This window comes from Vallitalea sediminicola, assembly GCF_054408565.1.
In genome coordinates this window covers 75,956-102,539 of the sequence record NZ_BTPT01000044.1, presented here as the reverse complement: position 1 = coordinate 102,539, position 26,584 = coordinate 75,956, and the positions used below count along the sequence as shown (strand labels likewise).

The 26,584-nt window shown below is 31.4% G+C and carries 25 protein-coding genes and 1 pseudogene; all 26 read left to right on the top strand.

Annotated elements, in window-relative coordinates:
- A partial coding sequence (locus ACX6CF_RS18265; RefSeq protein WP_458786802.1) for a methyl-accepting chemotaxis protein occupies positions 1-1,355 on the top strand: 1,355 nt, incomplete at its 5' end.
- A gap of 299 nt (positions 1,356-1,654) precedes the next feature.
- Complete coding sequence (locus ACX6CF_RS18260; RefSeq protein WP_458786801.1) at positions 1,655-2,179, top strand: FmdE family protein; 525 nt, start codon at positions 1,655-1,657, stop codon at positions 2,177-2,179.
- Positions 2,180-2,190: 11 nt separating this feature from the next.
- A complete protein-coding gene (locus tag ACX6CF_RS18255; RefSeq protein ID WP_458786800.1) occupies positions 2,191-3,288 on the top strand; it encodes a FecCD family ABC transporter permease in 1,098 nt (365 codons plus the stop codon).
- Positions 3,285-4,037, top strand: coding sequence for an ABC transporter ATP-binding protein (locus ACX6CF_RS18250; RefSeq protein ID WP_458786799.1), 753 nt, complete (start codon positions 3,285-3,287; stop codon positions 4,035-4,037). The genes ACX6CF_RS18255 and ACX6CF_RS18250 overlap by 4 nt, the downstream gene beginning before the upstream one ends.
- Positions 4,038-4,186: 149 nt before the next feature.
- On the top strand, positions 4,187-5,296 hold the full coding sequence (locus ACX6CF_RS18245) for an iron ABC transporter substrate-binding protein (RefSeq protein WP_458786798.1): 1,110 nt from the start codon (positions 4,187-4,189) through the stop codon (positions 5,294-5,296).
- A gap of 57 nt (positions 5,297-5,353) precedes the next feature.
- Positions 5,354-6,547: a nickel pincer cofactor biosynthesis protein LarC gene (gene larC / locus ACX6CF_RS18240; protein WP_458786797.1), complete on the top strand. Its 1,194-nt coding sequence runs from the start codon at positions 5,354-5,356 to the stop codon at positions 6,545-6,547.
- 13 nt (positions 6,548-6,560) lie between these two features.
- Positions 6,561-7,373: an ATP-dependent sacrificial sulfur transferase LarE gene (larE, locus tag ACX6CF_RS18235; protein WP_458786796.1), complete on the top strand. Its 813-nt coding sequence runs from the start codon at positions 6,561-6,563 to the stop codon at positions 7,371-7,373.
- Positions 7,366-8,112: a nickel pincer cofactor biosynthesis protein LarB gene (gene larB / locus ACX6CF_RS18230; protein ID WP_458786795.1), complete on the top strand. Its 747-nt coding sequence runs from the start codon at positions 7,366-7,368 to the stop codon at positions 8,110-8,112. The genes larE and larB overlap by 8 nt, the downstream gene beginning before the upstream one ends.
- Before the next feature lie 106 nt (positions 8,113-8,218).
- Positions 8,219-9,172: a C39 family peptidase gene (locus ACX6CF_RS18225; protein WP_458786794.1), complete on the top strand. Its 954-nt coding sequence runs from the start codon at positions 8,219-8,221 to the stop codon at positions 9,170-9,172.
- Positions 9,173-9,242: 70 nt separating this feature from the next.
- Positions 9,243-10,328, top strand: a complete 1,086-nt coding sequence (locus ACX6CF_RS18220) for a substrate-binding domain-containing protein (protein ID WP_458786793.1) — start codon at positions 9,243-9,245, stop codon at positions 10,326-10,328.
- A 104-nt stretch (positions 10,329-10,432) separates the two neighbouring features.
- A complete protein-coding gene (gene araA / locus ACX6CF_RS18215) occupies positions 10,433-11,941 on the top strand; it encodes an L-arabinose isomerase (RefSeq protein ID WP_458786792.1) in 1,509 nt (502 codons plus the stop codon).
- A 38-nt stretch (positions 11,942-11,979) separates the two neighbouring features.
- Positions 11,980-13,647: a ribulokinase gene (locus ACX6CF_RS18210; RefSeq protein ID WP_458786791.1), complete on the top strand. Its 1,668-nt coding sequence runs from the start codon at positions 11,980-11,982 to the stop codon at positions 13,645-13,647.
- A gap of 11 nt (positions 13,648-13,658) precedes the next feature.
- Positions 13,659-14,351, top strand: a complete 693-nt coding sequence (locus ACX6CF_RS18205) for an L-ribulose-5-phosphate 4-epimerase (RefSeq protein WP_458786790.1) — start codon at positions 13,659-13,661, stop codon at positions 14,349-14,351.
- A gap of 302 nt (positions 14,352-14,653) precedes the next feature.
- Positions 14,654-15,331 carry a Crp/Fnr family transcriptional regulator gene (locus tag ACX6CF_RS18200; RefSeq protein WP_458786789.1) on the top strand — a complete coding sequence of 226 codons (678 nt, stop codon included), beginning with the start codon at positions 14,654-14,656 and terminating at the stop codon, positions 15,329-15,331.
- 66 nt (positions 15,332-15,397) lie between these two features.
- Positions 15,398-16,330, top strand: a complete 933-nt coding sequence (locus ACX6CF_RS18195; protein ID WP_458786788.1) for a nucleoside hydrolase — start codon at positions 15,398-15,400, stop codon at positions 16,328-16,330.
- 198 nt (positions 16,331-16,528) lie between these two features.
- Complete coding sequence (locus ACX6CF_RS18190) at positions 16,529-17,695, top strand: BMP family ABC transporter substrate-binding protein (RefSeq protein ID WP_458786787.1); 1,167 nt, start codon at positions 16,529-16,531, stop codon at positions 17,693-17,695.
- Positions 17,696-17,829: 134 nt separating this feature from the next.
- Entirely contained in the window at positions 17,830-19,380 is a 1,551-nt protein-coding gene (locus tag ACX6CF_RS18185) for an ABC transporter ATP-binding protein (protein WP_458786786.1), read from the top strand.
- Entirely contained in the window at positions 19,373-20,464 is a 1,092-nt protein-coding gene (locus tag ACX6CF_RS18180; protein ID WP_458786785.1) for an ABC transporter permease, read from the top strand. Before ACX6CF_RS18185 ends, ACX6CF_RS18180 begins: the two co-directional genes overlap by 8 nt.
- Positions 20,461-21,378 (top strand): ABC transporter permease, encoded by a 918-nt coding sequence (locus ACX6CF_RS18175; RefSeq protein WP_458786784.1) that lies wholly within the window; start codon positions 20,461-20,463, stop codon positions 21,376-21,378. Before ACX6CF_RS18180 ends, ACX6CF_RS18175 begins: the two co-directional genes overlap by 4 nt.
- Before the next feature lie 20 nt (positions 21,379-21,398).
- Positions 21,399-22,445 carry a uroporphyrinogen decarboxylase family protein gene (locus ACX6CF_RS18170; RefSeq protein ID WP_458786783.1) on the top strand — a complete coding sequence of 349 codons (1,047 nt, stop codon included), beginning with the start codon at positions 21,399-21,401 and terminating at the stop codon, positions 22,443-22,445.
- An 11-nt stretch (positions 22,446-22,456) separates the two neighbouring features.
- Positions 22,457-23,431 carry a nucleoside hydrolase gene (locus tag ACX6CF_RS18165; RefSeq protein WP_458786782.1) on the top strand — a complete coding sequence of 325 codons (975 nt, stop codon included), beginning with the start codon at positions 22,457-22,459 and terminating at the stop codon, positions 23,429-23,431.
- 29 nt (positions 23,432-23,460) lie between these two features.
- Positions 23,461-24,153 (top strand): ribulose-phosphate 3-epimerase, encoded by a 693-nt coding sequence (rpe, locus tag ACX6CF_RS18160; RefSeq protein WP_458786781.1) that lies wholly within the window; start codon positions 23,461-23,463, stop codon positions 24,151-24,153.
- Positions 24,128-24,970 (top strand): transketolase, encoded by an 843-nt coding sequence (locus tag ACX6CF_RS18155; protein ID WP_458786780.1) that lies wholly within the window; start codon positions 24,128-24,130, stop codon positions 24,968-24,970. The genes rpe and ACX6CF_RS18155 overlap by 26 nt, the downstream gene beginning before the upstream one ends.
- 1 nt (position 24,971) lies before the next feature.
- Positions 24,972-25,901, top strand: a complete 930-nt coding sequence (locus ACX6CF_RS18150) for a transketolase family protein (RefSeq protein WP_458786779.1) — start codon at positions 24,972-24,974, stop codon at positions 25,899-25,901.
- Positions 25,902-25,972: 71 nt separating this feature from the next.
- Complete coding sequence (gene rpiB / locus ACX6CF_RS18145; protein ID WP_458786778.1) at positions 25,973-26,413, top strand: ribose 5-phosphate isomerase B; 441 nt, start codon at positions 25,973-25,975, stop codon at positions 26,411-26,413.
- 8 nt (positions 26,414-26,421) lie between these two features.
- Positions 26,422-26,565 (top strand): annotated as a pseudogene (locus ACX6CF_RS18140) (fructose-6-phosphate aldolase); the annotation flags it as partial.
- Between the last annotated feature and the right edge of the window lie 19 nt (positions 26,566-26,584).

Below are 26,584 nucleotides of genomic sequence, written 5' to 3'. Positions count from 1 at the left end.
ATATATTTAGTATACAAGGAGTTTATATGAAGAATGAAGTCGAAGTAGAAAATGTAAAAAAGAATAATATAACAATAAGAAAAAAAATAATATTTTGCGTAAATATAATATTTTTATTAGCACTAGGGGTATTAACAATAATTAATATATTTACTGTAAACAAATATGTGGGCAGTGATACATATAATGGTGCAATGATAAGAGAATCAATATTGATAGCGGTCATTTGCTTAATAGTAGTTGGAGGAATCCTTACTATCATCATCAATAAATTATTAAAACCATTAAAAATAGCTTCAAAACATTTAGAATCCATGGCAGATGGAGATTATTCAAAAGAAATATCCAAAGATAAAATTAATATGAACGATGAAATCGGAGTCATGGCAAAATCTTTAATAAAAATGCAGGAGAATTCAATTGAATTAATTAATAAGATTAAATACGAATCTAATAATGTATCTGATTCTTCTAATACCCTTTCATCAATTGCAGATAATTCAGAGAAACAAGCAAAAGAACTTGCAAAAGCAATGGAGAGCCTTGCTGATAGGACTGTAAGAGAAGTATCATACAGTGATAAGATTATAGATATATCCAAAACGTTAGAAGAAGATATATCAGAAACTATCGAACATCTTGATGAATCACTTGAGATATCCGAAGATACAATGAAGCTAGGTAATAAAGGTGTTAAAATAATGGATGAATTATACAACACTACTGAAGATAGTACTAGACAGATAAAAGATATAGTTAAAATTATAGATATCGTACATAAATCATCTTTGAATGCAGAGAATATTATTGGTTTGATAGAGAATATTGCCAGCCAAACTAATCTATTAGCACTAAATGCAAGTATTGAAGCAGCAAGAGCAGGAGAAGCGGGAAAAGGATTTGCTGTAGTAGCAGGGGAGATAAGAGACCTTGCAGAAAATACTGGTAAAGCGACGAAGGATATTCAGGAACTGATTACTAACATACAAGAAAAAACAGGAGTAGCAGTTGATTCCATACAAAAAATTGATAATGTAGTAAGTACAGGTGCTGATTATATGGTTAGTACAAAAGAAATATTTGATAAGACTGTAAAGTATATTGATAGTATAGTAGATAACCTAGATGACTTGAAAAATGACCATGCCACTAGTATGGTCAAAAGCAAAAAAGATATTCTAGATGCTATAAATGAAATATCTCAAATAACTCATGAAACTGATTCCAGTACACAGCAAGTTCTAGCATCAACAGAAGAACAAATCGCATCAATAGAAGAAATATCAGCAAAAGCAGAAGAAAGTAAAGAGGCTACAGCAAGGTTAACCAAAACAGTAGATTTATTCAAAATATAATCATTTATTTTTTCTGTGTTACTTGCAAATAACGTAATCAAGTTTGACTTTTGATAACACCTATGATAATATCTTTATAGAATATGAGCCATGAAGGCTTAATATAGAGACTTATAGAAACTTAAGTTTACGACATAAACAGCCCATGAAGGGTACTAATTTAATTAGTACTTTTCATGGGCTGTTTTACGTTATAAGAAACTCTTATGAAATGTATACATAAGGCAAAATACAAAATTTGAGTGCAAATAGTATAGGAGAATATGGAGCAGTGAGCCATATAAATAAGGAGGAATATCATGAATAAAAAGTTATGGGAAAAATGTAAAGAATTCCACGGACATGAATGTCCAGGTCTAGCTATTGGATACAGAGCATGTGAAATAGCTATGGAAAAAATCAATTTAAAATTCTCTGAAGATGAGGAATTAGTATGTATTACAGAAAATGATGCCTGCGGAGTAGATGCCGTCCAAGTGATTACAGGCTGTACAATGGGAAAAGGCAATCTAATATATAAGGATACCGGCAAGATGGCATTCTCATTTTTTAATCGTACCAATGGAGATAGTATAAGATTGATACTAAATGAAGTTAAAAGTGAAATGACCAGAGATGAGAAAAAAATACATATATTAGAAGCACCAGCAGACGAAGTATTCAGTATAAAAAAACCTAACTATGAAGTACCTTCTCGTGCCAGAATATTTAATACTGTAATATGTGAAAATTGTGGTGAAGGAGCCAAAGAAAGTAATATAAGAATTAGTAATGGAAAAAAACTATGTCTTGATTGTTATGAAGAATACTCAAGAGGCTGGTAAAACACAATGATATGAAAGATGTGATAAAAATCAATTATAAATCAGCTGTAAAAAAGAATGGAATAGAAGCATATAAAAGCTATACAAATAAAAAAATAGCTATAGGAATCTGTTCTATCATCATAATGTTTATATTGTCAATTGTTGCAATAAATGCAGGTTCTACCAATATAAGTTTCCATGAAATATTGGGATCAATTATTGGTCGGGGAACAGAAATTTCTAATGTTGTTGTTTTACGAATTCGCTTACCAAGAATTATTGCTGCTATTGTTGCTGGTGCTGGTCTATCCGTATCAGGTTGTGTTATGCAAAATAACTTGCGAAACCCCTTGGCATCACCGTCAACATTAGGAATATCTAACGCAGCAGCTTTTGGAGCTAATCTAGCTATAATTATATTTGGAGCAGGTAGTTTTCGAAGCTTGGGAGCTGATGCAGTTATTATTAATAATCCTTATATTGTCACTTTATCAGCGTTTACTCTATCCATGGTAGCTGCTTTTGTCATTTTGCTATTAGCGAAGCTGAGAAGTTTTTCACCTCAATCAATCATATTAGCAGGTGTTGCACTAGGTTCTCTTTTCTCTGCGGGAACTACTTTAATTCAATATTTTGCTGATGATGTACAGGTGGCAGCAGCAGTTTTCTGGACTTTTGGTGATCTTGGCAGAGTATCATGGAATGAAGTATTAATAATGACTGTTATCATAGGTGTCGCACTAATCTATTTCATGCTGAAAAGATGGGATTATAATGCGCTGGATAGCGGCGAAGAGTCTGCCAAAAGTCTAGGTGTCAATGTGGAAAGAGTACGTTTTGGCGGGATGTTTGTTTCATCATTAATAACATCAGTGGCAGTGGCATTTCTTGGAATAATCGGGTTCATTGGACTCATATCTCCACAGATAGTAAGAAGGATTATTGGTGGTGACCATAGATTCTTAATACCCATATCTGCTGTAACTGGTTCAATAATTCTATTGTTCGCTGATACATTAGCAAGAACGATTATAGCACCAGTAGTATTGCCAGTAGGAGCAATAACATCTTTTCTAGGTGCTCCATTATTTCTATATTTACTGTTAAGGGGGCAAAAGAGAAAATGATTCTATCAGTACAAGGGTTAGAATTTAGTTACCCAAGTAATAAGGTTTTGGAAGATATTTCTTTTTCAATACAAAAAGGTGAATGTATTGCAATACTAGGTACTAATGGGACAGGAAAATCAACCCTTCTAAAATGTATAAACAGAATTTTAAAACCCCAAAAGGGAACAGTTCTTATTAATAAATCAGATATTCAAAAATTAAGCCAAATAGAGTTAGCTAAGAGGATAGGTTATGTTTCTCAGAGCAATCAGTCATTTAGAACGACAGTATTCGATACTGTACTTATTGGTAGGAAACCATATATTAAATGGGACGTTACAGAAAAAGATTTTGACATTGTTAATAGTGCCATAGAAATGCTTGAGTTACAGAAACATGCGTTAAGGTATATAGATGAATTAAGTGGTGGAGAACTACAAAAAGTAATTATAGCCAGGGCATTAGCACAAGAGCCTAAAATACTTATGTTTGATGAACCTACAAGCAGTCTTGATCTTAAAAATCAGTTGGAAGTTATTAATATTATTAAAAATGTAGTTGAAAGCAAGAAAATATCTGCTTTAGTCACTATACATGATTTGAATTTAGCTTTGAGATTTGCGGATAAATTCATCCTATTAAAAGAGGGCAAAATATATGCAGCTGGAGGAATAGAAATTATGACTTCAGAAAATATAGAGTTTGTCTACTCAGTTCCAGTGAAAGTTGAAAAATTGAACAGTAAGATGGTTGTAGTACCAATATAATGAATAGTATATAAGTTGAATTGAATAATTGATATAGAGACAGCAATTATATGGTTCTATTCAACTTATAAAATCATGGAGAATATATTGAATTTATGGATATGAGTGATAGATGTTTAAGTTCAATAGATAAAAGGAGATTTATGAATATGAATAACAAAAATATAAAAGTAGTGATTATAACGTTTTTGATAACGACAATGTTGTTTATTGGATGTGATTCCAAATCTACAATTAGCAAAGATTCAAGTACAGATGAGTTAACCTTGACAGATATGCTAGGAAGAACTGTCTCTATGGATAACAATGCAAAGAAAATAGTTGCTATTGGACCAGGAGCATTAAGGCTGTATTGTTACATAGATAGTACAGACAAAGTAGTCGGTATAGAACAGATTGAAAAGGATCATCCTACAGGAAGACCATATGCTCTTGCTAATGAGTCATTAAAAGAACTAGAGGTAATCGGTCAAGGAGGACCAAATAATTCCCCAGATGCTGAAAAACTTCTATCAGTCAAACCAGATGTAATATTTTCTATGTATGCATTTGATAAGGCTACTGTAGATGAACTCCAAGCTAAGACTGGTATACCAGTAGTGGCATTAAGTTATGGTAAAGTATCTACTTTTGATCCTGCTGTATACCAATCACTAGAAATTATTGGAAAAGTTATGGGTGAGGATAATAGAGCCAAAGAAGTCATTGATTTTATGAAAGATTGTCATGATGATTTGAACAATAGAACAAAAGATATTGAAGAAGATAAAAAGTTAAGTGCATATATAGGCGCTTTATCATATAAAGGAAGTCATGGTATAGAAAGTACCTATGGTGATTATTCCCTATTTAAAGCGATAGGTGCTAAGAATGTTGTAGATGAAGTTGGAAAAACAGGTTCTATCATGATAGATAAAGAAAAGCTCATTGAGTGGAATCCAGATAAGATATTTATTGACTATGGTGGACTTAATCTTGTAAAAGATGATTATAACAAGAATCCAGATTTCTATAATACATTATCTGCCTTCAAAAACGGTGAGCTGTATTCACAGTTGCCATATAATTTCTATCATACCAACATAGGAACTGCAATGGCAGATGCATATTACCTTGGAAAAGTTCTTTACCCTGATAGCTTCAAGGATATAGAGCCTGAGGAAAAAGCAGAGGAGATTTATAAGTTTCTACTTGGAAAAGAAGTTTATAAAAAAATGGCTGAGGATTTTGGTGAGTTCGGTAAAATCTCAATAAATTGATTAATCTTAATGAAATAAATGATTGATATCCATGAAAATGATAAGGAGTAGACTTTTATGAAAATTTTATACTATGATTGTTTCGCTGGAATCAGTGGAGATATGAACTTAGGTGCATTAATAGATTTAGGTGTGGATAAAGAATATCTAATAAAAGAACTTAACAAGCTTACAATATCACAAGAATTCAAGATTAAGGTTGAAACAAAACAAAAGATGGGAATTACAGGAACGAAAGTAGACGTGATTTTAGAAAATAGTAATCATACTCATGAACATGTGCACACACATACGCATAATCACGAGCATAGAAATCTAAGTAGTATATATAAAATTATTAACGATAGTGATTTAAACGGGAATGTCAAAAAATTGAGTAAGGATATGTTTTTAATTGTAGCAAAAGCTGAGGCAAAAGTACATGGGAAATCTATAGATGAAGTCCATTTTCATGAAGTAGGTGCTGTTGATTCCATAGTTGATATTATAGGAGCAGCTATAAGTATTGATAATCTTAAGGTAGATAGAATTATGTCTTCTACAGTAGAGTTAGGTGGTGGTTTCGTTAAATGTGCTCATGGAATTATCCCTGTTCCAGCCCCTGCAACTACAGAGATTCTTACTCACATACCTGTACACATGGGAAAAGTGAATTCTGAGACAACAACTCCTACTGGAGCTGCCATATTAAAGACTATGGTTAATGAATTCACTGATGAAATGGATTTTAAAATAATAAGAACAGGGTATGGACTAGGTACCAAAGATTTTGAAATACCAAATGTATTAAGAACTTTTTTAGGTGAAGTTGATGATAAAGTCAAAGATATGCAGACGATGTTAGAAATCAATATTGATGATATGAATTCAGAGCTATTCGGCTATATAGAAGATAAACTTTTTGAAAATGGAGCATTGGATGTATATAAAACACCTATCATCATGAAAAAAGGAAGACCAGCCATTAAATTAAGTGTCTTAGCTGACTCAACTAGTTTACATAAAATAGAGAATGTATTACTAGTAGAGACAACTACCTTAGGTCTTAGAAAATATACAGTTGAAAAAGTAATGCTGGATAGAGAGTTCATAACCCTTTCAACAAAATATGGAGACATACCTATAAAAAGAGGGATACTAGATGGGAAAGTCATAAAAATGAAACCAGAATATGAAGAATGTAAGAGGTTAGCAAATGAAAATGGAGTACCAATAAGAACTATTTATGATGAAATATATAAATTAACTTGAGTGGAGAATGATTATGGACAAATATAATACTCTAATACAATACTTAAAAAAATTAGAAAAAGTAATAATAGCTTTCTCAGGTGGAGTAGACAGTACTTTTCTATTATATGCAGCAAAAGAAGCATTGGGCGATAATGTGAAGGCTGTAACAATAAACTCACCTTATATAGCAAATTGGGAAATAGAAGAGGCCAAAGAGTTTACACAAAAAATAGGAGTAGAACACGATTTTTTTCAGGTAGATATCTTGGAAGATATAAAAAATAATCCCATAAATAGATGTTATCTATGCAAGAATTACATTTTTCAAAAAATAAAAGAAAAAGCCAAACGAGAAAATTTCAAATACGTTATTGATGGAACTAATTTTGATGATATTAAAGATTATAGACCAGGTATGATGGCATTGAAAGAATTAGGAATTGTAAGTCCTTTATTATCATGTGAAATCACTAAATCAGATATTAGGGAAATGGCAAAAAGTAAACAGTTGGAAGTATGGAATAAACCTTCCTACGCTTGTCTTTTAACAAGAATTCCACATGATACAATAATTGAAGTAGATACATTAGACAGAATAGAAAAAGCTGAAAAATATCTGATGAATAAGGGCATGAAAGCATGTAGAGTGAGGGTACATGGAACCTTGGCTAGAATAGAAATAGATAAAAATGAATTGACCAAGATTTATGATCCAGAAGTGAGGGAAGATATTATAGAATATTTTTCTGAGATAGGATTTAACTATACTACGTTAGATTTACAAGGCTATAAGATGGGCGACTTCAGTAAAAAAGATATAGAGGCAGGTGCTGAAAATGAATGAAAAAGATATAATTAAACTATTAGAGCAATTAAAAGAAAATAATATATCTGTAGATGAGGCATATGAGGTAATAAAAGACTTGCCATTCAAGGATCTGGGTTTTGCTAAGATTGATAATCATAGAGAAATAAGAGTAGGATATCCAGAAGTAATATACTGTGAGAGTAAAACCATATCTCAAGTAAGAGAAATAATAAAATTCATGTTAACTAAAAATAATAATATTTTAGCAACAAGAGCTAGTAAGGAAATGTTTGAAGAAGTTAAGGAGCTGAATAAAGATTTAAAATACAACGAATTAGGTAGAACAATCACTTATGAGGTGAAGAAAGTTCCAAGAACAGAATCATATATTGCTATAGTCTCAGCAGGAACTTCTGATCTTGCAGTAGTTGAAGAGGCAAAAGAAACCGCATTGATATTAGGAAATAGAGTAGAGGTAATAACGGATGTTGGTGTAGCAGGTATACACAGATTATATGCTAGATTAGAAATCATTAGAGCTGCAAAGGTCATTATTGTCATAGCTGGTATGGAAGGAGCTCTAGCGAGTGTAGTAGGAGGATTAGTAGATAAGCCAATTATAGCTGTTCCTACAAGTGTTGGATATGGTGCTAATTTTAATGGTTTGTCAGCGCTGCTTTCAATGCTGAATAGCTGTGCATCTGGCGTTTCGGTAGTTAATATTGATAATGGATTCGGTGCTGCTTATAATGCCAGTATGATTAATCAGATATAATTAATATAAAACTTTAGAAAATCTTAAGAAATAGTTCATCAAATATCAATTTTCCCATTCTGCATCTATGATATAGTTTAATAAAAATAGGAAAGGGAAGATTGATGTGGAAAACTATCCAGATAATTATAGAAAAGCACAAAGGAATACCCGTAGAAAACAAAACAACCAAATAGGAAAGGGTGTTATACTCTTTTTAATAAGTTGCAGTTTAATAGCTTTTATGGCTTATAAAATAATTAATCCTAATAATGGAGTTACAAACAATATTAGAAGTGAAGAGATAAACTTTAAATATGATAGAGAAGTTACAGGAAGAGAAAATATAACTACCAGTGACTCTCTAGAGGACTATCCAGTTGATTTACCTAATAGAGAAAAGCTCATAGAACTAGCTAAAGAATATCCAGATGTAAAAACGATACTAGAAAATGCTGAAGAATATTCAGATGAACTTTTGGAACTTGTAGTAAGGAATCCAGAGACAATTAAATTTGTATTAGATTATCCTAATCAATATCCAGCTTTAGATAATAAAAGTTCTATAGATATCTCGAAGGAATACCAAGCAGGAGGAATTCCATTGTTCTTACAATGGGACCAACGCTGGGGATACTATAATTATGGTGATTCACCAATAGGATTGTCTGGTTGTGGACCAACAGTTTTATCAATGGTTATAGTTGCACTTACTGGTGATACTGATAAAAATCCAAAAGTTATAGCAGATTTTAGTTATGAGAACGGATACTTTGTTGAAGGAGCTGGTTCTAGTTGGTCTCTTATGTCAGATGGTGCCCAATCCTTTGGATTACAATCAAAAGAATTACCATTAAACGAAAAGACTATTAAGTCAACTCTAAGAGATGGTAAACCTATTATTGTCAGTTTGAGACCAGGAGATTTTACTACAACAGGTCATTTCGTTGTTATGACAGGTATTACAGATGAGGGGAAAGTCATAGTAAATGACCCGAATAGTATAGAAAGAAGTAATAAAGAATGGGATATGGAAGTTTTTATGAAACAATCAAAAAATCTATGGGCATTCAGTAGTTAACGCTTTACATATACTTGTATGTATGCTAACATTAACTTATACGAACAAGTTAAGATGAGGTGTACTGTAAATGATTAACAGAAACGAACCAAAGTATAAGCAATTAATGAATTTTATTATAGAATATATAAAAAATGGTGATCTAAAACATAACGATAAGATTTTTTCAGAAAATGAACTAATGGAGAAATTTGATATCAGCAGACATACTGTAAGAACAGCCGTAAATAAATTGGTTAATGAAGGATGGTTATATAAACAACAAGGGAAAGGTACATTTGTATCTGACCCATCCGCTTATCTGAAAAATAAGGGTAAACTAATTGGTGTTGTAATAACTTATTTAAAAGATTATATATTTCCTGATATAATAACAGGTGTGGAAGAAGTATTGAGCAAAGAGAATTATAGTATAATTTTGGGTAGTACCAATAATAAAATTGAAAAAGAGAGACTGGTTCTTTCCAATTTATTAAACAATAATTTGGCAGGTCTTATTATTGAACCTACAAAAAGTGTTTTCCCTAATCCTAATAAAGATATATACCAAAAATTTATTAATAGAGGGATACCAATTATATATATACATGGACATTATAATAATATACCATCTTCTTACATAGAAGAAGATGATACTTTAGCCGGTTATATGGCAACTGAACATTTAGTGAAATTAGGACATGAGAATATCGGAGGAATCTTCAAAGGCGATGATATTCAAGGTCATGGACGTTATGAAGGATTTTTGGATTGCTTGAGAAAGCATGAGTTACCAATATCTGAAAGAGGTACAATGTGGTTCAGTACAGAAGATATTGATACATTATACAATGATGAGTCATATAGTAAAATAATAATAGAAAGATTAAGTAACTGTACAGCAGTGGTTTGTTATAATGATCAAATAGCTCTTAGAATATTAGAGATATTTAATGAAGCTGGAATTAATGTACCAGAAGACTATTCAGTAATAGGTTTTGATAATTCCAAGATAGCTGATTCTGCTAAACTAACAACAATAGCACATCCTAAGTCTGCTCTTGGTTCAAAAGCTGCAAAGTCCTTAATTAGTATTATAAATAATCAAAATTTAGTTATTAGAGAAAAGATGAAGCCGACTTTAATAGTGAGAGAATCGACAAAAAAAATAAAATAATTTTTTTTAGAATAACTTGTACGTACAAATTATAGTTAAGTAGTAATATATGTAAGTATATATTATTCATAATATAACATAAAAAAAGAAAGAAGGAGATTTATGTGGAGAACATAAAAAAAATGGAAGTTTGGTTTGTTACAGGAAGTCAACATTTGTATGGTGAAGAGACTTTAAGGCAAGTTGCAATTGATGCAGAAACAATAGCAAATGGGTTAAATACAAAAATTAACTTTCCTGTTTCAATTATCTATAAGCCAACTGTCAAAACAAGTGATGAAATCTACAAAATATGTTTAGAAGCAAATCATAATGAAAACTGTATTGGAATAATTACATGGATGCATACATTTTCACCAGCGAAAATGTGGATAGCAGGGCTTACTAACTTAAAAAAACCTTTTGTTCAATTTCATACACAATCTAATAGATGTATTCCTTGGTCAGAAATTGATATGGATTTTATGAATCTCAATCAAACTGCTCATGGTGGTAGAGAATTCGGTTTTATTGGAAGTAGATTAAGAAAAGAAAGAAAAGTCATAGTAGGTTATTGGGAAGATAAAGAACCAATACATGAGTTGGAAACTTTTATGAGAGCTGCGGCAGCATGGCATGATAGTAAACAATTAAAGATAGCAAGATTTGGTGACAATATGCGAGAAGTGGCAGTTACCGAAGGAGATAAGGTCGAAGCTCAGATCAAGTTTGGATATTCAGTAAGTGGATATGGACTAGGTGATTTAACTAAACATCTTGCGACAATACAACAAGATGATATAGATGCATTATTAAAAGACTATGAAAAAAAATATATTGTAGATGAGAAATTAAAAGAAAATGGTGGAATGAGAGAATCTCTTATTGAGGCTGCCAAGATAGAAATAGCATTGACTAGATTTTTAGAGGAAGGCGAATTCAAAGCTTTTACGACCACTTTTGAGAATCTATACGGATTAACACAGTTACCTGGTTTGGCTGTACAACGTTTGATGGAAAAAGGTTACGGATTTGGTGCAGAAGGAGATTGGAAAACTGCTGCTTTAGTTCGTGCTATGAAAGTTATGAGTTATGGATTAGAAGGTGGCACTTCATTCATGGAAGATTATACTTATAACATGGATAAAGAAAATGAAATTGTTCTAGGGTCACATATGTTGGAAGTTTGTCCATCGATTGCAGAAGGAACTAAACTATCTCTTGAAGTTCATCCACTAGGTATAGGTGGTAAAGAAGATCCTGCTAGACTAGTATTCAATACTCCAGAAGGGAAAGCAGTTAATGCTTCAATAATGGATATGGGAAGTAGATTTCGTATGGTAGTTAATGAATTAGAAGTTGTGAAACCTCTTGCTGATTTACCTAACTTACCTGTTGCGAGAGTATGTTGGAAGCCATTACCTGATCTAAAAACTTCTGTAGCAGCATGGATATATGCTGGTGGTGCACATCATGCTGGATTTAGTAAAGCAATAACTACTGAACATCTAAGGGATTTTGCATCTATGGCGGACATTGAATTAGTTGTCATTGATAAGGACACTAAGGTAGAAGAGTTCAAGAAAGAATTAAGATGGAATGATATTTATTACCATATAGGTAAAGGAATCTAAGCATAAATGATATTTCAATTATCAGAAAGGGGATTAATATGAGTAAATATACAATTGGTATAGATTATGGAACACAATCTGGTCGAGCTGTTATTATTGATGTTAATACGGGAGAGCAGATAGGAGAAGCTGTTACATCATATCCAGATGGAGTAATTGATGAAAAATTACCTAATAGTGATATCAAGTTAGAACATGACTGGGCTCTTGAAAATCCAGATGATTACTTATATGTATTAGAAACAGCAGTACCACAAGCAGTTGAAATGTCAGGTGTAGATACTGGAGATATTATCGGAATAGGAATTGACTTTACATCATGTACTATGATGCCTGTCAATAAAGAGGGAAAAGTTTTATGTCAACTTGACAAATACAAAGAGAATCCTCACGCATGGGTAAAGTTATGGAAACATCATGCAGCTCAAGATGAAGCAGACAGATTAAATGCTATTGCTAGAGAACGAAATGAAGAATTTCTTAGTAAATATGGAGGCAAAATATCTTCTGAATGGTTAATACCAAAGATATGGCAGATATTAAATGAAGCACCAGAAATATATGAAGCAACAGACTATTTCATGGAAGCAACAGATTGGGTTACAATGCAGCTTACAGGGAATCTAGTAAGAAACAGTTGTACGGCTGGATATAAAGCCATATGGAATAAGCAAAAAGGATTTCCGAATAAAGAGTTTTTCAAAGCTCTAGATAACAGATTAGAGAATCTAGTAGATGAGAAATTAACAGGTCCTATTGAACCTATTGGAAGTAAAGCAGGAGAATTAACAAAAGTTATGGCTGATAAGTTGGGACTGAAATCAGGTATTGCGGTATCTGTTGGTAATGTAGATGCTCATGTTGCGGCTCCAGCAGTAAAAGTGGTTAAACCAGGAAAAATGCTTATGATAATGGGGACATCAACATGTGATATTTTACTAGGAGACAAAGAAAAAATAGTTGAGGGTATGTGTGGAGTAGTAGAAGATGGAGCAGTTGCAGGATATTTTGCATATGAAGCAGGTCAATCAGCTGTAGGAGATATTTTTGAATGGTTCGTCAATAACTGTATTCCTGAGAGTTATATGCAAGAGGCAAAAGAAAGAAATATAAATATACATAATCTACTAGAAGAAAAAGCTGATAAGTTACAGCCAGGGGAAAGCGGTCTGTTGGCTCTTGATTGGTGGAATGGGAATAGATCAACATTAGTTGATACTAATCTTACAGGTATGTTTTTAGGAATGACATTATTGTCAAAGACAGAAGAAATGTATAGAGCACTAATTGAAGCTACAGCTTTTGGTAAAAGAATGATTATAGAAACATTCAGGGAAGCAGGGGTTCCGGTTAAAGAACTATATGCATGTGGTGGTTTACCAGAAAAAAATAGAATGTTAATGCAGATATATTCTGATGTAACTAATATGGAGATTAAGATTTCAGCTTCAAAACAGACTCCAGCACTAGGTTCAGCTATGTTTGGAGCAGTAGCAGCAGGAAAATGTAATGGTGGATATGATTCCATTATAGAAGCAGCTGAGCATATGGCAAAAGTAAAAGATGAAAGTTATGTGCCAATTGAAGAGAATGTTCATATATATAACAAGTTATTTGCTGAGTACAAAAGGTTATACCAATATTTTGGTACAGGTGAAAATGACGTAATGAAAAGGCTAAAAAAATTAAGTCGAATCTCTAACTAGGGAGGGATAATATGTTAGAAGAATTGAAGCAGGAAGTTTTGGAAGCTAACTTAGAATTACCCCAAAAAGGCTTAGTGGTCTATACATGGGGAAATGTTAGTGGTATTGATAGAGATAAGAATCTAGTTGTAATAAAACCTAGTGGAGTAAAATACGAAGATATGACTATAGATAAATTAGTTGTAGTTGATTTGGATGGAAATGTTGTAGAAGGTGATTATAAACCATCTTCTGATACAGCTACACATCTAGAATTATATAAAGCATTCCAAGAAATCGGTGGAGTTGCCCACACTCATTCAGAATGGGCGACAAGTTATGCACAAGCAGGTGTTAATATTCCACCACTAGGTACAACTCATGCTGACTACTTTTATGGAGACATTCCATGTACGAGAGCTATGAGAGCTGAAGAAATACAAAATGAGTATGAAAAACAGACAGGTAAGGTTATAATAGAGACATTTGACGGTCATAATCCCTTGGAAGTTCCAGCTGTATTAGTAAAAGAACATGGACCATTTACATGGGGCACAGATGCTCATAATGCTGTTTATAATTCAGTAGTTCTTGAAGAAGTTGCTAAGATGGCAGTTAAAACATTTACTATAAAAAATGATATATTTAAACATAAGATGAGTCAAGATTTGCTAGATAAACATTATCTAAGAAAACATGGTGTTAATGCTTATTATGGACAGTAAAAGATTGGCAAATAAACCATCCTCAATTCGTAATTAAATTGAGGATGGTTTATTATTTTATCTATTTAACAATCACTTCCACAGTGTAATAAAACTATATAAACCAAGAAGATACCGATATAAGTATAGAATAATACTTTATGATAATAATAATGAACATAAGGACAATTGTCCTTTTTTATATTTTTCAAGTTACTATAATAAAAATATAATATATTACAAATTTCGATAGTGAATTTCATTGAATATAGATATTTATTTATATAAAGAAATGAGGAATTAATATGTTATTGGAAGAATTTATGAAAAAAAATACTGAATTGCAAGAATTATTGAGCAGTATGCCTAAAAACATTAAAGAGAGATGTTATATCAAAAAGTTTAGGAAGAAAAATCTTATTCTTAAAAAAGATGAAAATGTTAAATTTGTTTATATAATATGCGAAGGAGAAGCGAAAGGCGTTAATGAGTTCGCAAATGGGAATTTATATGTTGTTGAAAAGATAACACCTTTTGCCTTTATTGGAGAATTATCCGTTTTAGCTGAAAAATTAAAAGCATCAGTTACAATTGAAGCATCTACAGATTGTACAACAATCCAAATATCAAGAGAAGATTTTTGTAAATGGCTTGAAAAAGATCACATCATAACTATGACAGTTGTAAGAGGTATTGCTAAGAAATACTATCAATTCGCATATAATAAAGGGATTCAACATTTCTATCCAAGTCTTTATATGCTACAACTATTTATTATTAGACAAGTTAGAGCAAAAATAGAAAATAATGAGTATGTGATTATTAATGAAAGACGTCAGCAAATTGCAGATGAAATGGGAGTCAATATAAAAACGGTTAATAGAGGTATTAAAATATTAAAAGATGATAATCTAATATCAATAAATAGAGGAAAACTATATGTCAATAGAAATCAATATTTAAAAATAATTAATATTTTAGAAGAATGGGATAGAGGTTAAGTAATCCAATATATCGTTATCCTCTAATAACATAATAAAAGACAAAAATATATAAGGAGGGATAAAATGCAAAAAATACCAGTCATTATTGATTGTGATACAGGAATTGATGACGCTCTAGCACTTATTATTGCTTGTGCATATGAAAAAATAGATATAAAGGCTATAACAACAGTTATGGGGAATGAAAGATTAGATAATACCACTAAAAATACTCTTGGTGTTATGGAACTGTTAGGTATGGATATTGAAGTAGCTCGAGGAAGTGATAAACCAATAGCTAGAGATATTATAACTGCTAGTTATATACATGGTGAATCAGGATTAGGAGATTATAAATTTAAAAGTTTGAATTTACATGAAAGCAATAGGTCTGCTAATGAAGTATTATATGACGAAATTAATAATAGTCGAAAAAAGATAACAATTATAGCTTTAGGTCCTTTAACTAATATTGCTGTTTTATTTCAAAAACATCCAAAAATTAAAGACAAGATTGATAAAATTATATTTATGGGTGGTTCAATTCGTAGTGGTAATCCTACTGCAGTTTCTACGTTTAATGTTTATGCTGATCCAGAATCAGCAAAAATAGTTTTTGAATCAGGGGTACATTTTGTAATGTGTGGTTTAGACGTAACACGTCAAGCATACATAACAGCTGACGAAATCGAAGAAGTTTCAAAACTAAAAGGAGAAGTAGCAGAAATGGCTGCAACACTTATGAATTATTATACAAGTACTGCATATAATTCAAAAAGATTTAAAGGATTATGTTTACATGACCCTGCAACAGTAGCCTATGTAGTAAATCCAGATATATTTACATCCACTTTTTATCATGTAGATGTAGAAACAAAGGGAGAATTTACTACAGGTTGTACAGTTGTTGATGATGAAGATGTTATGGGACAAGATAAGAATATTGAAGTTTTATTAACTATAGATAGAGAAAAATTTATAAAAATGTTTATAGATGCTATTAAGTCGTATTTATAATTTTATATTACCTAAATAAGCAAGAATAATATTATAAATTATTGGAAAAATTCAAAAGTAGCCAATATACTGTTAATGACAGAGCGTTTTTGAAAATACTAACAAATATTAAGGAGGGATTATTGACACCTAAAAGATAAGCTTCATATCAGATATTCATATTTTGGTTAAAAAATTAAATCAATGGAGGTAATAAGAATGAAAAAAATTTTAGTATTTATGTTAGCTTTATCAATGATGTCAATTGTTATATTTACAGGTTGTGGTAGTAAAGATATTAGTGATAATACAAATGAGCAAGATCAAACAAATAATGATAGTAAAGATAATGATAGTAAAGATGATGATATTAAAGATGAAGAACCACTTAAAATAATACTAACACTATGTGGTGAATTAGGAGACAAAGCATTTAATGATTCTTCTGCTCATGGATTAGATTTAATTAAGGATAAGTATGGAGATAAAGTAGATGTTAAGTTAGTTGAAATGGGATTTGATGAACAAAAATGGGAACCTGGATTTTTAGATGCAGCTGAATCAGATGCTGATATTATTATTTCTGGTACTTGGTCTATGCAAAAGTTTGCTGAAAGATATGCACCAGATTATAAAGATAAAACATTTATTTTATTTGATGCATCTCCAAATTATGAAGAATATGACTTGCCAAATGTTTATTCAATGCTATATAAGCAAAATGAAGCAACTTTTCTTGCTGGTGCCTTAGCAGCTAGTGTAACTAGTTCAGATATGGCATTAGCAAATGATGAGAATCGTATTGGATTTATTGGTGGAATGGATATCCCAGTTATTAATGATTTCTTAATAGGATATATCAAAGGAGCACAATATATAAATGCTGATATTAAAGTTTCAGTTTCATATGTAGGTTCTTGGACAGATACTGCAAAAGGGAAAGAACTTGCTCTTGCACAGTATAATCAGGGCACAGATATTATATTGAATTCAGCAGGACAAGCAGGATTAGGATCAGTAGATGCAGCGAAAAAAGTTCAAAAATACACAATTGGCGGCGGTGCTGATCAAGAACAGATATTTAAAGAAATTGATCCTGAGAAAGCTGAGTTAATTACTACATCAGTGATTAAAGACGTCGATATTTCATTATTAAGAGCCATAGATCAATATTTTGAGGGAACATTAAAATTTAATGAAACTGAAACTTTAGGATTAAAAGAAGGTTGTGTAAGTATAGCTACTCCTAATAAAATAGTAAATCAAGATATTGTTGATAAGATTGATGAAATTAAATCAAAAATAGCTAATGGAGAAATAGAGGTGCCATCAGTATATGGTATGACTACAGAACAAATTGACCAATTGAAAAATGCTGTAAAATAATAGTGAGATTTTGAGACGGTATCGTGAGTGGTATTGTCTCAAAATATTCAAAGCATTAAATAAAATATAAAGAATTATATATAATATCATATAAATTTTTAATTAGATTATTTTAATAGAAAGGGATAATTATAATGGATGAATTATTAAGAATGGAAAATATCATAAAGGTTTATCCCAATGGTATACTTGCTAATAATGATGTATCTTTTTCTGTTGAACGTGGAGAAATTCATGCATTAATAGGAGAAAATGGAGCAGGAAAATCTACATTGATGAAAATATTGTTTGGCATTGAATCCGCTGATAAAGGTTTTATATTTTTAAAAGGTAAAAAAATAGAAATATCATCTCCAAATGTTGCTCTTGAAAACGAAATAGGTATGGTTCACCAACACTTTATGCTTGTCTCATCATTTACTGTTGCACAGAATTTAGTATTAGGAATGGAACCTAAAAAAGGTGTTTTTGTAGATAGTGAAAAAGCAGTAAAAATTACAGAAGAATTATCAGAGAAATATAATTTGCATGTAGATCCGAAAGCCTTAGTAAAAGATATATCTGTTGGTACTAAGCAGAAAGTAGAAATTTTAAAAGCTCTATTTAGGGGGGCTAAAATACTGATATTAGATGAACCTACAGCAGTTTTGACACCTCAAGAAACTGAAGAACTTTTTATACAACTTAAATTATTAAAAGAAAAAGGACATACAATAATTTTTATTTCTCATAAACTGAATGAGCTAACTGCAATATGTGATAGAGTTACTATTATGAGACATGGAAAAGCTTTGGGAGTATATAATATTAAAGATGTTAATGAAGAAGACATTTCAAGGATTATGGTTGGTAGAGAAGTAATATTGAAAGTTGAAAAAGAAAAAAGTAATCCCCGAGAAAATATACTCGGCGTAAAGAACTTACAATATGTTAATAAAGCTGGAAAAGAAAAATTAAAAAATATTTCTATTGGTGTAAGAAAAGGAGAAATAGTAGGAGTTGCAGGAGTAGAGGGAAATGGACAGAAAGAATTAGTGGAGATAATTACAGGAATTAATAAAGATTTCAATGGAAATGTAGAGATTAATAATCAAAAGATAAATAACTTAAGTATTAAACAAATTAGAAATCTAGGTACATCTCATATACCTGAAGATAGAATGACACAAGGTGTTGCAGGGCAAGCCAATATTGAACAAAATCTTATATCTGTCAAATTTGATTCAAGTGAATTACATGGAAAATTTCTAATGAAAACACAAAAAATTAAGAATTTAGCTAAATCATTGGTTAAAGAATATACAGTATTATGTAATTCACCATATCAAGGCGTAGCAATGCTTTCAGGTGGAAATATACAAAAAGTTGTTGTAGCTAGAGAATGTTCAGCTAATCCAGAGCTACTAATTGCAAATCAACCTACAAGAGGTATAGATGTAGGAGCTACTGAATTTATTAGAAAACGAATTGTTGAATTAAGAGATGAAGGTACTGGCGTATTATTAATAACAGCAGACCTTAATGAAGTTTTAGAACTAAGTGATAGTCTTGTAGTAATGTATAATGGTGAAATTACTGCTTATTTTGAAGATGCTTCAAAAATAACAGAAGAAGAATTAGGTTTATATATGTTGGGGATCAGGAAACAATCATCAGAAGAAATAAGGAGGGCATTAAATGAATAAGAAAAAGCATTTTGGCATTAAATTAGATAGTTATCTTCAAATAATACGAACACTAGTAGCGTTGTCTATAGCTATCATTATTGCTGTAGTAATTATTTTTATGGTTAGTGATGAACCATTAAATGCTCTTAACTATTTTTTCATTTCTCCTTTTAGATCTTTAAGATATTTTGGTAATATTATTGAAATGGCGATACCTTTAACATTTACAGGATTAGCAATTAGTATTATGTTTCAAGGAGGACAGTTTAATCTTGGAGCAACAGGTAATTTCTGGGTAGGAGGAGTTATAGCAGCTATTCTTGCAATTAAATTAGATTTACCATTTGGAATTAATGCTATTGTTATTTTGATATTCAGTGGAATATGTGGTGGACTAGTTGGATTTATTCCTGGGTATTTGAAGGCTAAGTTTAAAACTAATGAAATGGTTACATCATTAATGTTGAATTACGTAGTATTTTATTTAGGATTTTTTATCATTCGTCAATATTTTAGAGATTCAAGCGCTAGTGATATGGTATCCCTTACATTTCATAAATCAGCGGAATTAATAAAAATAATTCCCGGTACTAGAATACATATGGGGTTATTAGTAGCAATTGGTGTTATTGTATTATGTTATTTATTCTTATATAAATCTAAATGGGGTTACCAGATAAGAATGTTAGGATTCAATAAAAAATTCGCAGAATATTCAGGTATAAATACATTTAGGACTATTATTTACGTACAAGTCATTGGAGGAATAATAGCTGCAATTGGTGGAGCTACTGAAATGTTAGGTATGTATGATAGATTTGTTTGGAAAGAAGAAAGAACATATGGATGGGATGGTATTATGATAGCTATATTAGCTAGACGTAATCCTGCCTTAGTACCTGTAGCAGCTATATTCTTAGCATATATTAGGGTTGGTGCTGATATTATGGGTAGACATACCAATGTACAGAGTGAAATTGTTGCGTTAATTCAAGGTATTTTAATATTATTTATTGCTGCAGAACGTTTCTTATATGCATGGAGGAATAAGATGATATTTAAAAAAGCGACAAAAGAAGCTGAAGGAGGAACTACGGTATGAATGAAATATTTGAAATAATTTTTTCTGCTAATTTTGGATATTCGGTTTTAAGGGTAGCAACTCCAATATTGTTTGCGGCACTTGCTTCATTAATTAGTTTAAAAGTAGGCATATTAAATATAGCTATTGAGGGTATGATGTTAACTTCAGCATTAATGGCAGTTGTAGTGAGTGCATTTTCTGGGAATATATGGCTGGGTCTTATAACAGGAGTGTTCACTGGTGGATTAATAGGGCTGATTTTAGTATATTTTTCATTAAAGTTAAAAACGAATACTACACTTACTGGAATTGCTTTGAATCTTATGGCTGGTGGAGGAACAGTATTCCTTTTATATATAGTAAGTGGTAATAAAGGGATATCTTCCTCATTACAAAGCGGTGTATTACCTAATATAGATTTACCATTAATTAATAAGATACCCATAATTGGAGAAATATTATCTGGACATAATGTCTTAACGTATATTGCATTATTAATGGTAATAGTTATTTATTATTTTATATATAAAACACCATTAGGTTTTAAAATTAGAGCAGTTGGAGAAAATCCCGATGCAGCAGATTCAGTAGGTATAAATTTGATGAAAATTAGATATATAGCTGTAATAATAAGTGGTGCTTTAGCGGGATTCGGTGGAACTTATATGTCTATGAGTTATGTATCTTGGTTTTCAAGAAATATGTCAGCGGGAAGAGGATTTATAGGTATTGCTGCAGAATCAATGGGTGGAGGTACCCCAATTGGAACATTTATAGCTACATTGATATTTGGTTTTGCAGATGCTCTCTCTAATAACTTACAATTTTTAAAAATTCCTTCTGAGTTAATTCAAATGATACCATATATTCTTACTATAATTGGTGTTGTGTTAATCCCTTTAATTCATAAAAAAAGAAATATTAATAAATAAAAGAAAAGGAGAGTTGCATTATGAAATATCAACCATTAACAAGAAAAGAAATAATTTCTGTTATTGAAGGCAAAGGTATTGCTACTCGTATTCCTATCATGCTTCAATACTCAACTCATGAAGAACAATTTGGTGATCGCAAAGAGGTAGTTACTGAAATCAAAGATAGTTATCCTGAAGATGTACAAATTATTAGAATCAACATGCCCGAGATGTTTGATGCTCCAAAAAATGAACCTGAGTATCGATGGGTTAATTTTGATAATCCCTATAAGGATCAAGTGGTTGGTATTGATGCACAAGTAGCGCTTAAAGATTGGGAGAATTTTGATGAAATACTTAAAGATTTTCCAGATCCTAATTATGAAGGTTTGTTCTGTCAAAATCCTGAAGATGATGGTAGATATCGTTTAGTTAATTGGTGGAATTTATTATTTGAAAGACATTGGAAATTTAGAGGAATGACTGATGCTTTAATGGATTTCTATATTGCTCCTAATGAAGTTCATCGTCTATATAGAGCCGTGACAGATTTTTATCTAGTTGTTATAGAACGTGCAAAAAAAGAATTAAATGCAGATGGAATTTTTGTTAGTGATGATCTAGGGACACAAAACAGTTCTTTTTTTGCGCCAGAAATCTTTGATGAGTTTTTTAAGCCATACTATAAAGAAATAATTGAAAAAGCACATAGTTTAGGAATGCATTTTTGGTTACACACTTGTGGTAATGTTGAAATATTATTGCCAAAATTTGTAGAAATTGGCTTGGATGTAATTCATCCTATTCAAAAATATACAATGGATGAGAAAGAAGTTGCTTTACAATATGGGAATGACATTTGTATTTGGGCAGGTTTTGATGTTCAGCAAATAATTCCTTGGGGAACTTCTGATGAAGTAAGACAAGAAGTTCGTTATTTAATGGAGACTTATTACAGACAAGATGGTAGATTTATGTTTACTGCTGGTAACGCTATTAATGGAGATTGTAGATTGGATAGTTTAGAAGCATTGTACGATGAATCTTTTAAATATGGTAGTTTAATAAGCAGACATAATGATTAGGAGGATAAAAAATGAAACAAACACCAATAAAAATTTTTGTGGATACAGATTTTGGAAATGTATATGATGATATTGGAGCACTAGCAGTATTACACTCACTAAAGAACAAAGGGGAAGCAGAAATTATTGGGATGACAACATGTGTTGGAGCACCTTATTCTGCAGGTGCATTAGATGTTGTTAATACTTTTTATGGGTGTAGTGATATACCTTTAGGAGCAGTACATGACTTGAATTTATGGCCTGATATGGATAGGTATTCAAAAGAGTTGGTAGAACTATTTCCAAGTAAAATCAAGAGGAATACAGAAGCAATGAATTCAGTGACACTTATGAGAAAAGTGTTTTCTAACCAGCCAGATAACAGTGTGATTTTGGTAGCATTAGGAGCGACAAATAACTTAGCAAATCTATTGAAATCACAGAAGGACGAGTATAGTGACAAAGATGGAATAGAGCTTGTTGAAACAAAAGTAAAAAAATTATGTATTATGGGTGGATCCTTTGATGATGAAACCACATGTAGAATAGATAATCCTAATAATGTATCAAAGGGATGGACGTATAACTGGTCATATTATTCACCTATGGATTCAAAATATGTTTTTGAGAATTGGCCTACACAAGTTGATATAACTACATCAGAAGCTGGATATATTATTAGAACTGGAGAATTAATTTATAAAGATTGTTTTAATGAAAATCCTGTTAGACTAGCTTATGAAATATATGATAAGAAGAAAGAAAGAGGACATACAATTGATGGTGCCTGGGATCAAATGACTATACTACAGGCAGTTAGAGATTATGGAAAGTATTATGATATTGTAGATAATGGAAGCTGTGAATGTGATGATAATGGTTGTTCAATATGGAATACTGATAAGAAGAAAGATCATAGATTTGGAATTATTAATAAAGAATATGCAGAAGAATTATCTTATTTATTGGATGATTTAATGGTAGAGGGATTAAAGAATAAGTAAATATAATAATTAGTTAGGCGGTGATAAGAATGATCAAATTAGTACCAAGTGTTGCTTGTGCAGATTGCTTGAATTTAGAAAAAGATATATTGGAAATGGAAAGAGCAAAGGTTGATATATATCATATTGATATAATGGATGGACATTATGTACCTAATTTATGTTTGAATTTTGACATAGTAAAGCAGATAAAAAATATTACTGATACACCTATTGATGTACATCTCATGGTGGAAAATCCCGAAGAATATGTTGATTTACTTGCACAATTAGGTGTTGAATATATATGTTTTCATAATGAAACAACTAGATTTCATATAAAATTAATTCAGAAGATTAAAAGTTATGGTATAAAGGTAGGCGTTGCTTTAAACCCAGCCACTAAGATTGATATACTGACTCATTACATAGATATGGTAGATTATGTACATGTAATGACAGTAGAGCCTGGATTTTCGGGACAAACTTTTATTGAAGAAATGTATAAAAAAATTGAAGAACTTAGCGAATGGAGAGAAAAAAATAATTTGGAATTTGCCATAGAAGTAGATGGTGGAATTGACTTAAATAATGGAAAAGAATGTGTGAAAAGAGGAGCTAATTATTTTGTGGGTGGAGTTTTTTGCATATTCAATCAAGAAATAGGTATTTATGAAGCATGTAAGCAATTTAAAAAAGAATTAGAAGGGGTAGAATATGTTAAATCAAAAGCAAATCAATGAACTGAAAAAAATGGCAACGAAAATTAGAATGCATGTTGTTGAAGAAACTTATCATGCAAGTTCAGGACATCCAGGAGGAGCACTTTCAATAACAGACGTATTAACAGTACTATTTTTTAATGAAATGAATGTAGATGTTAATAATTCAAAATGGGAAAATAGAGATAGATTTGTATTATCAAAAGGACATTCTGCACCTGCATACTATGGAGTACTTGCGGAAAAAGGATATTTTCCTAAAGATGAATTAACAAAATTACGCTCATTTGATAGTTTCCTTCAAGGTCATCCTGATATGAACAAAATAAATGGAGTTGATATGTCTACTGGTTCTTTAGGACAGGGATTATCTGCTGCTAATGGTATGGCTTTAATGGGTAAGAAAAAGAATTTTAGAGTCTATTGTGTATTGGGAGATGGAGAGATTGAGGAAGGTCAAGTATGGGAAGCAGCAATGACTGCTGCACATTATAAACTTAATAATCTTATTGCTTTTGTTGATAATAATGGGCTTCAGATTGATGGTGAAATAACTAAAATAATGAATCCACAACCTATTAGCGACAAATTTGCTTCATTTGGTTGGAATGTTATAAGCATAGATGGTAATAATATTGAGCAGATTTTAGAGGCACTGGAAGAAGCTAAAAAAGATATTGACAAGCCAACTGTAATTATATGTGATACAGTAAAAGGTAAGGGCGTATCATATATGGAAAATAAAGTTGAATGGCACGGAGCAGCGCCTAATAAAGAATTAAGAGATAGAGCAATAGAGGAATTAGAAGAACAACTTAATAATCTGGAGGTATTGTAATATGGATAAAATTTCTACTAGACAAGGATTTGGAGAAGCTTTGAATACATATGCTAAGGAACATGATTTTTATGTATTAGATGCAGATTTATCAAAAGCCACACAAACTATTAAGTTTTCTAAGAATTATCCTGAAAGATTCTATAATATTGGAATAGCAGAAGGAGATATGATGACAACAGCTGCTGGAATAGCGAGTTGTGGGGAAATAGTAGTGGCAAGTACATTTGCTATGTTTGCCGCTGGTAGAGCTTTTGAGCAAATAAGAAATTCAATTGCTTATCCAAATCTAAATGTTAAAATAGCTGGAACTCATGGAGGTATATTAATAGGAGAAGATGGAGGTTCTCATCAATGTATAGAGGACATTTCATTAATGAGAACAATACCAAACATGACTGTATTAGTACCAGCCGATGTTCAAGAAGCAAAGGAAGTTGTTAAAAAGGCTCTATTACACTCAGGACCTGTATATATGAGATTTGGAAGATTAGCTGTTCCACAAATATATGATAAGGATATGGATTTTGAAATTGGAAAAGGAAAACAATTGATTGATGGAACAGATGGTACAATTATTGCTGTTGGTGATATGGTATATGAAGCGTTAGAAGCAGCTAAAGAATTAAAAAAAGAAGGTATTTCTATTAGAGTTATTGATATGTGTTCGGTTAAACCTATTGATAAAGATTTAATTATTAAAGCTGCAAGAGAAACAGGTGCTATTATTACTGCAGAAGATCATAATATTATTGGTGGTTTAGGCAGTGCTGTTGCAGAAATTCTAAGTGAAAATTCTCCTGTACCCATGAAAAGAATTGGAGTTATGGACATATTTGGAAGATCAGGGAAACATGATGATTTAGCAAAACATTATGGGCTTAATTCAGAAAATATATCAAATAATGTTAAAAAATTATTAAAAAAATAATATTTGGTACTTAATTACTTTTTGTAGATTAATCTTAATGTTATTAAAACTAGACATAGGGAGCGAATAGAATGATAGCTATAGGCAGTGATCATGGTGGATTTGAATTAAAAGAGTCCATAGAAGAGTATTTAATTAAAAAAGGGTATAAAGTTAAAGATTTTGGTGTGGATAGTTTTACAGAAGTTGATTATCCAGATATCGCAGAGGATATTTGTACAGCTGTTATAAATGGAAAATGTGAAAAAGGAATATTGGTATGTGGTACTGGGATTGGTATTTCCATTGCTGCAAATAAAATAGATGGAATTAGAGCTGCATTATGTTCAGATAGTTATTCGGCTAGAATGGCTAAAGAACATAATAATGCTAATATTATTACTATGGGTGGAAGAGTTATTGGTGTTAATCTTGCATATGAAATTGTTGACGCATGGATAGAAGCTGAATTTATGGGAGATAAACATCAAGTTAGAGTAGATAAAATACATTCATTGGAAAATAAGGAATAAATCTAATTAATCCAATACATGTAAGTGAATGTGCAAGAATAGGCGCTCATATAGCTGCGATACCTTATAATATAATTGAACAAATGGCTAAACATCCATTAACATATATTGGTATTGAAAAGTTTCTAAAAGATTGGGAAGATGTAAAATAGAATTAATATAGATAAAATC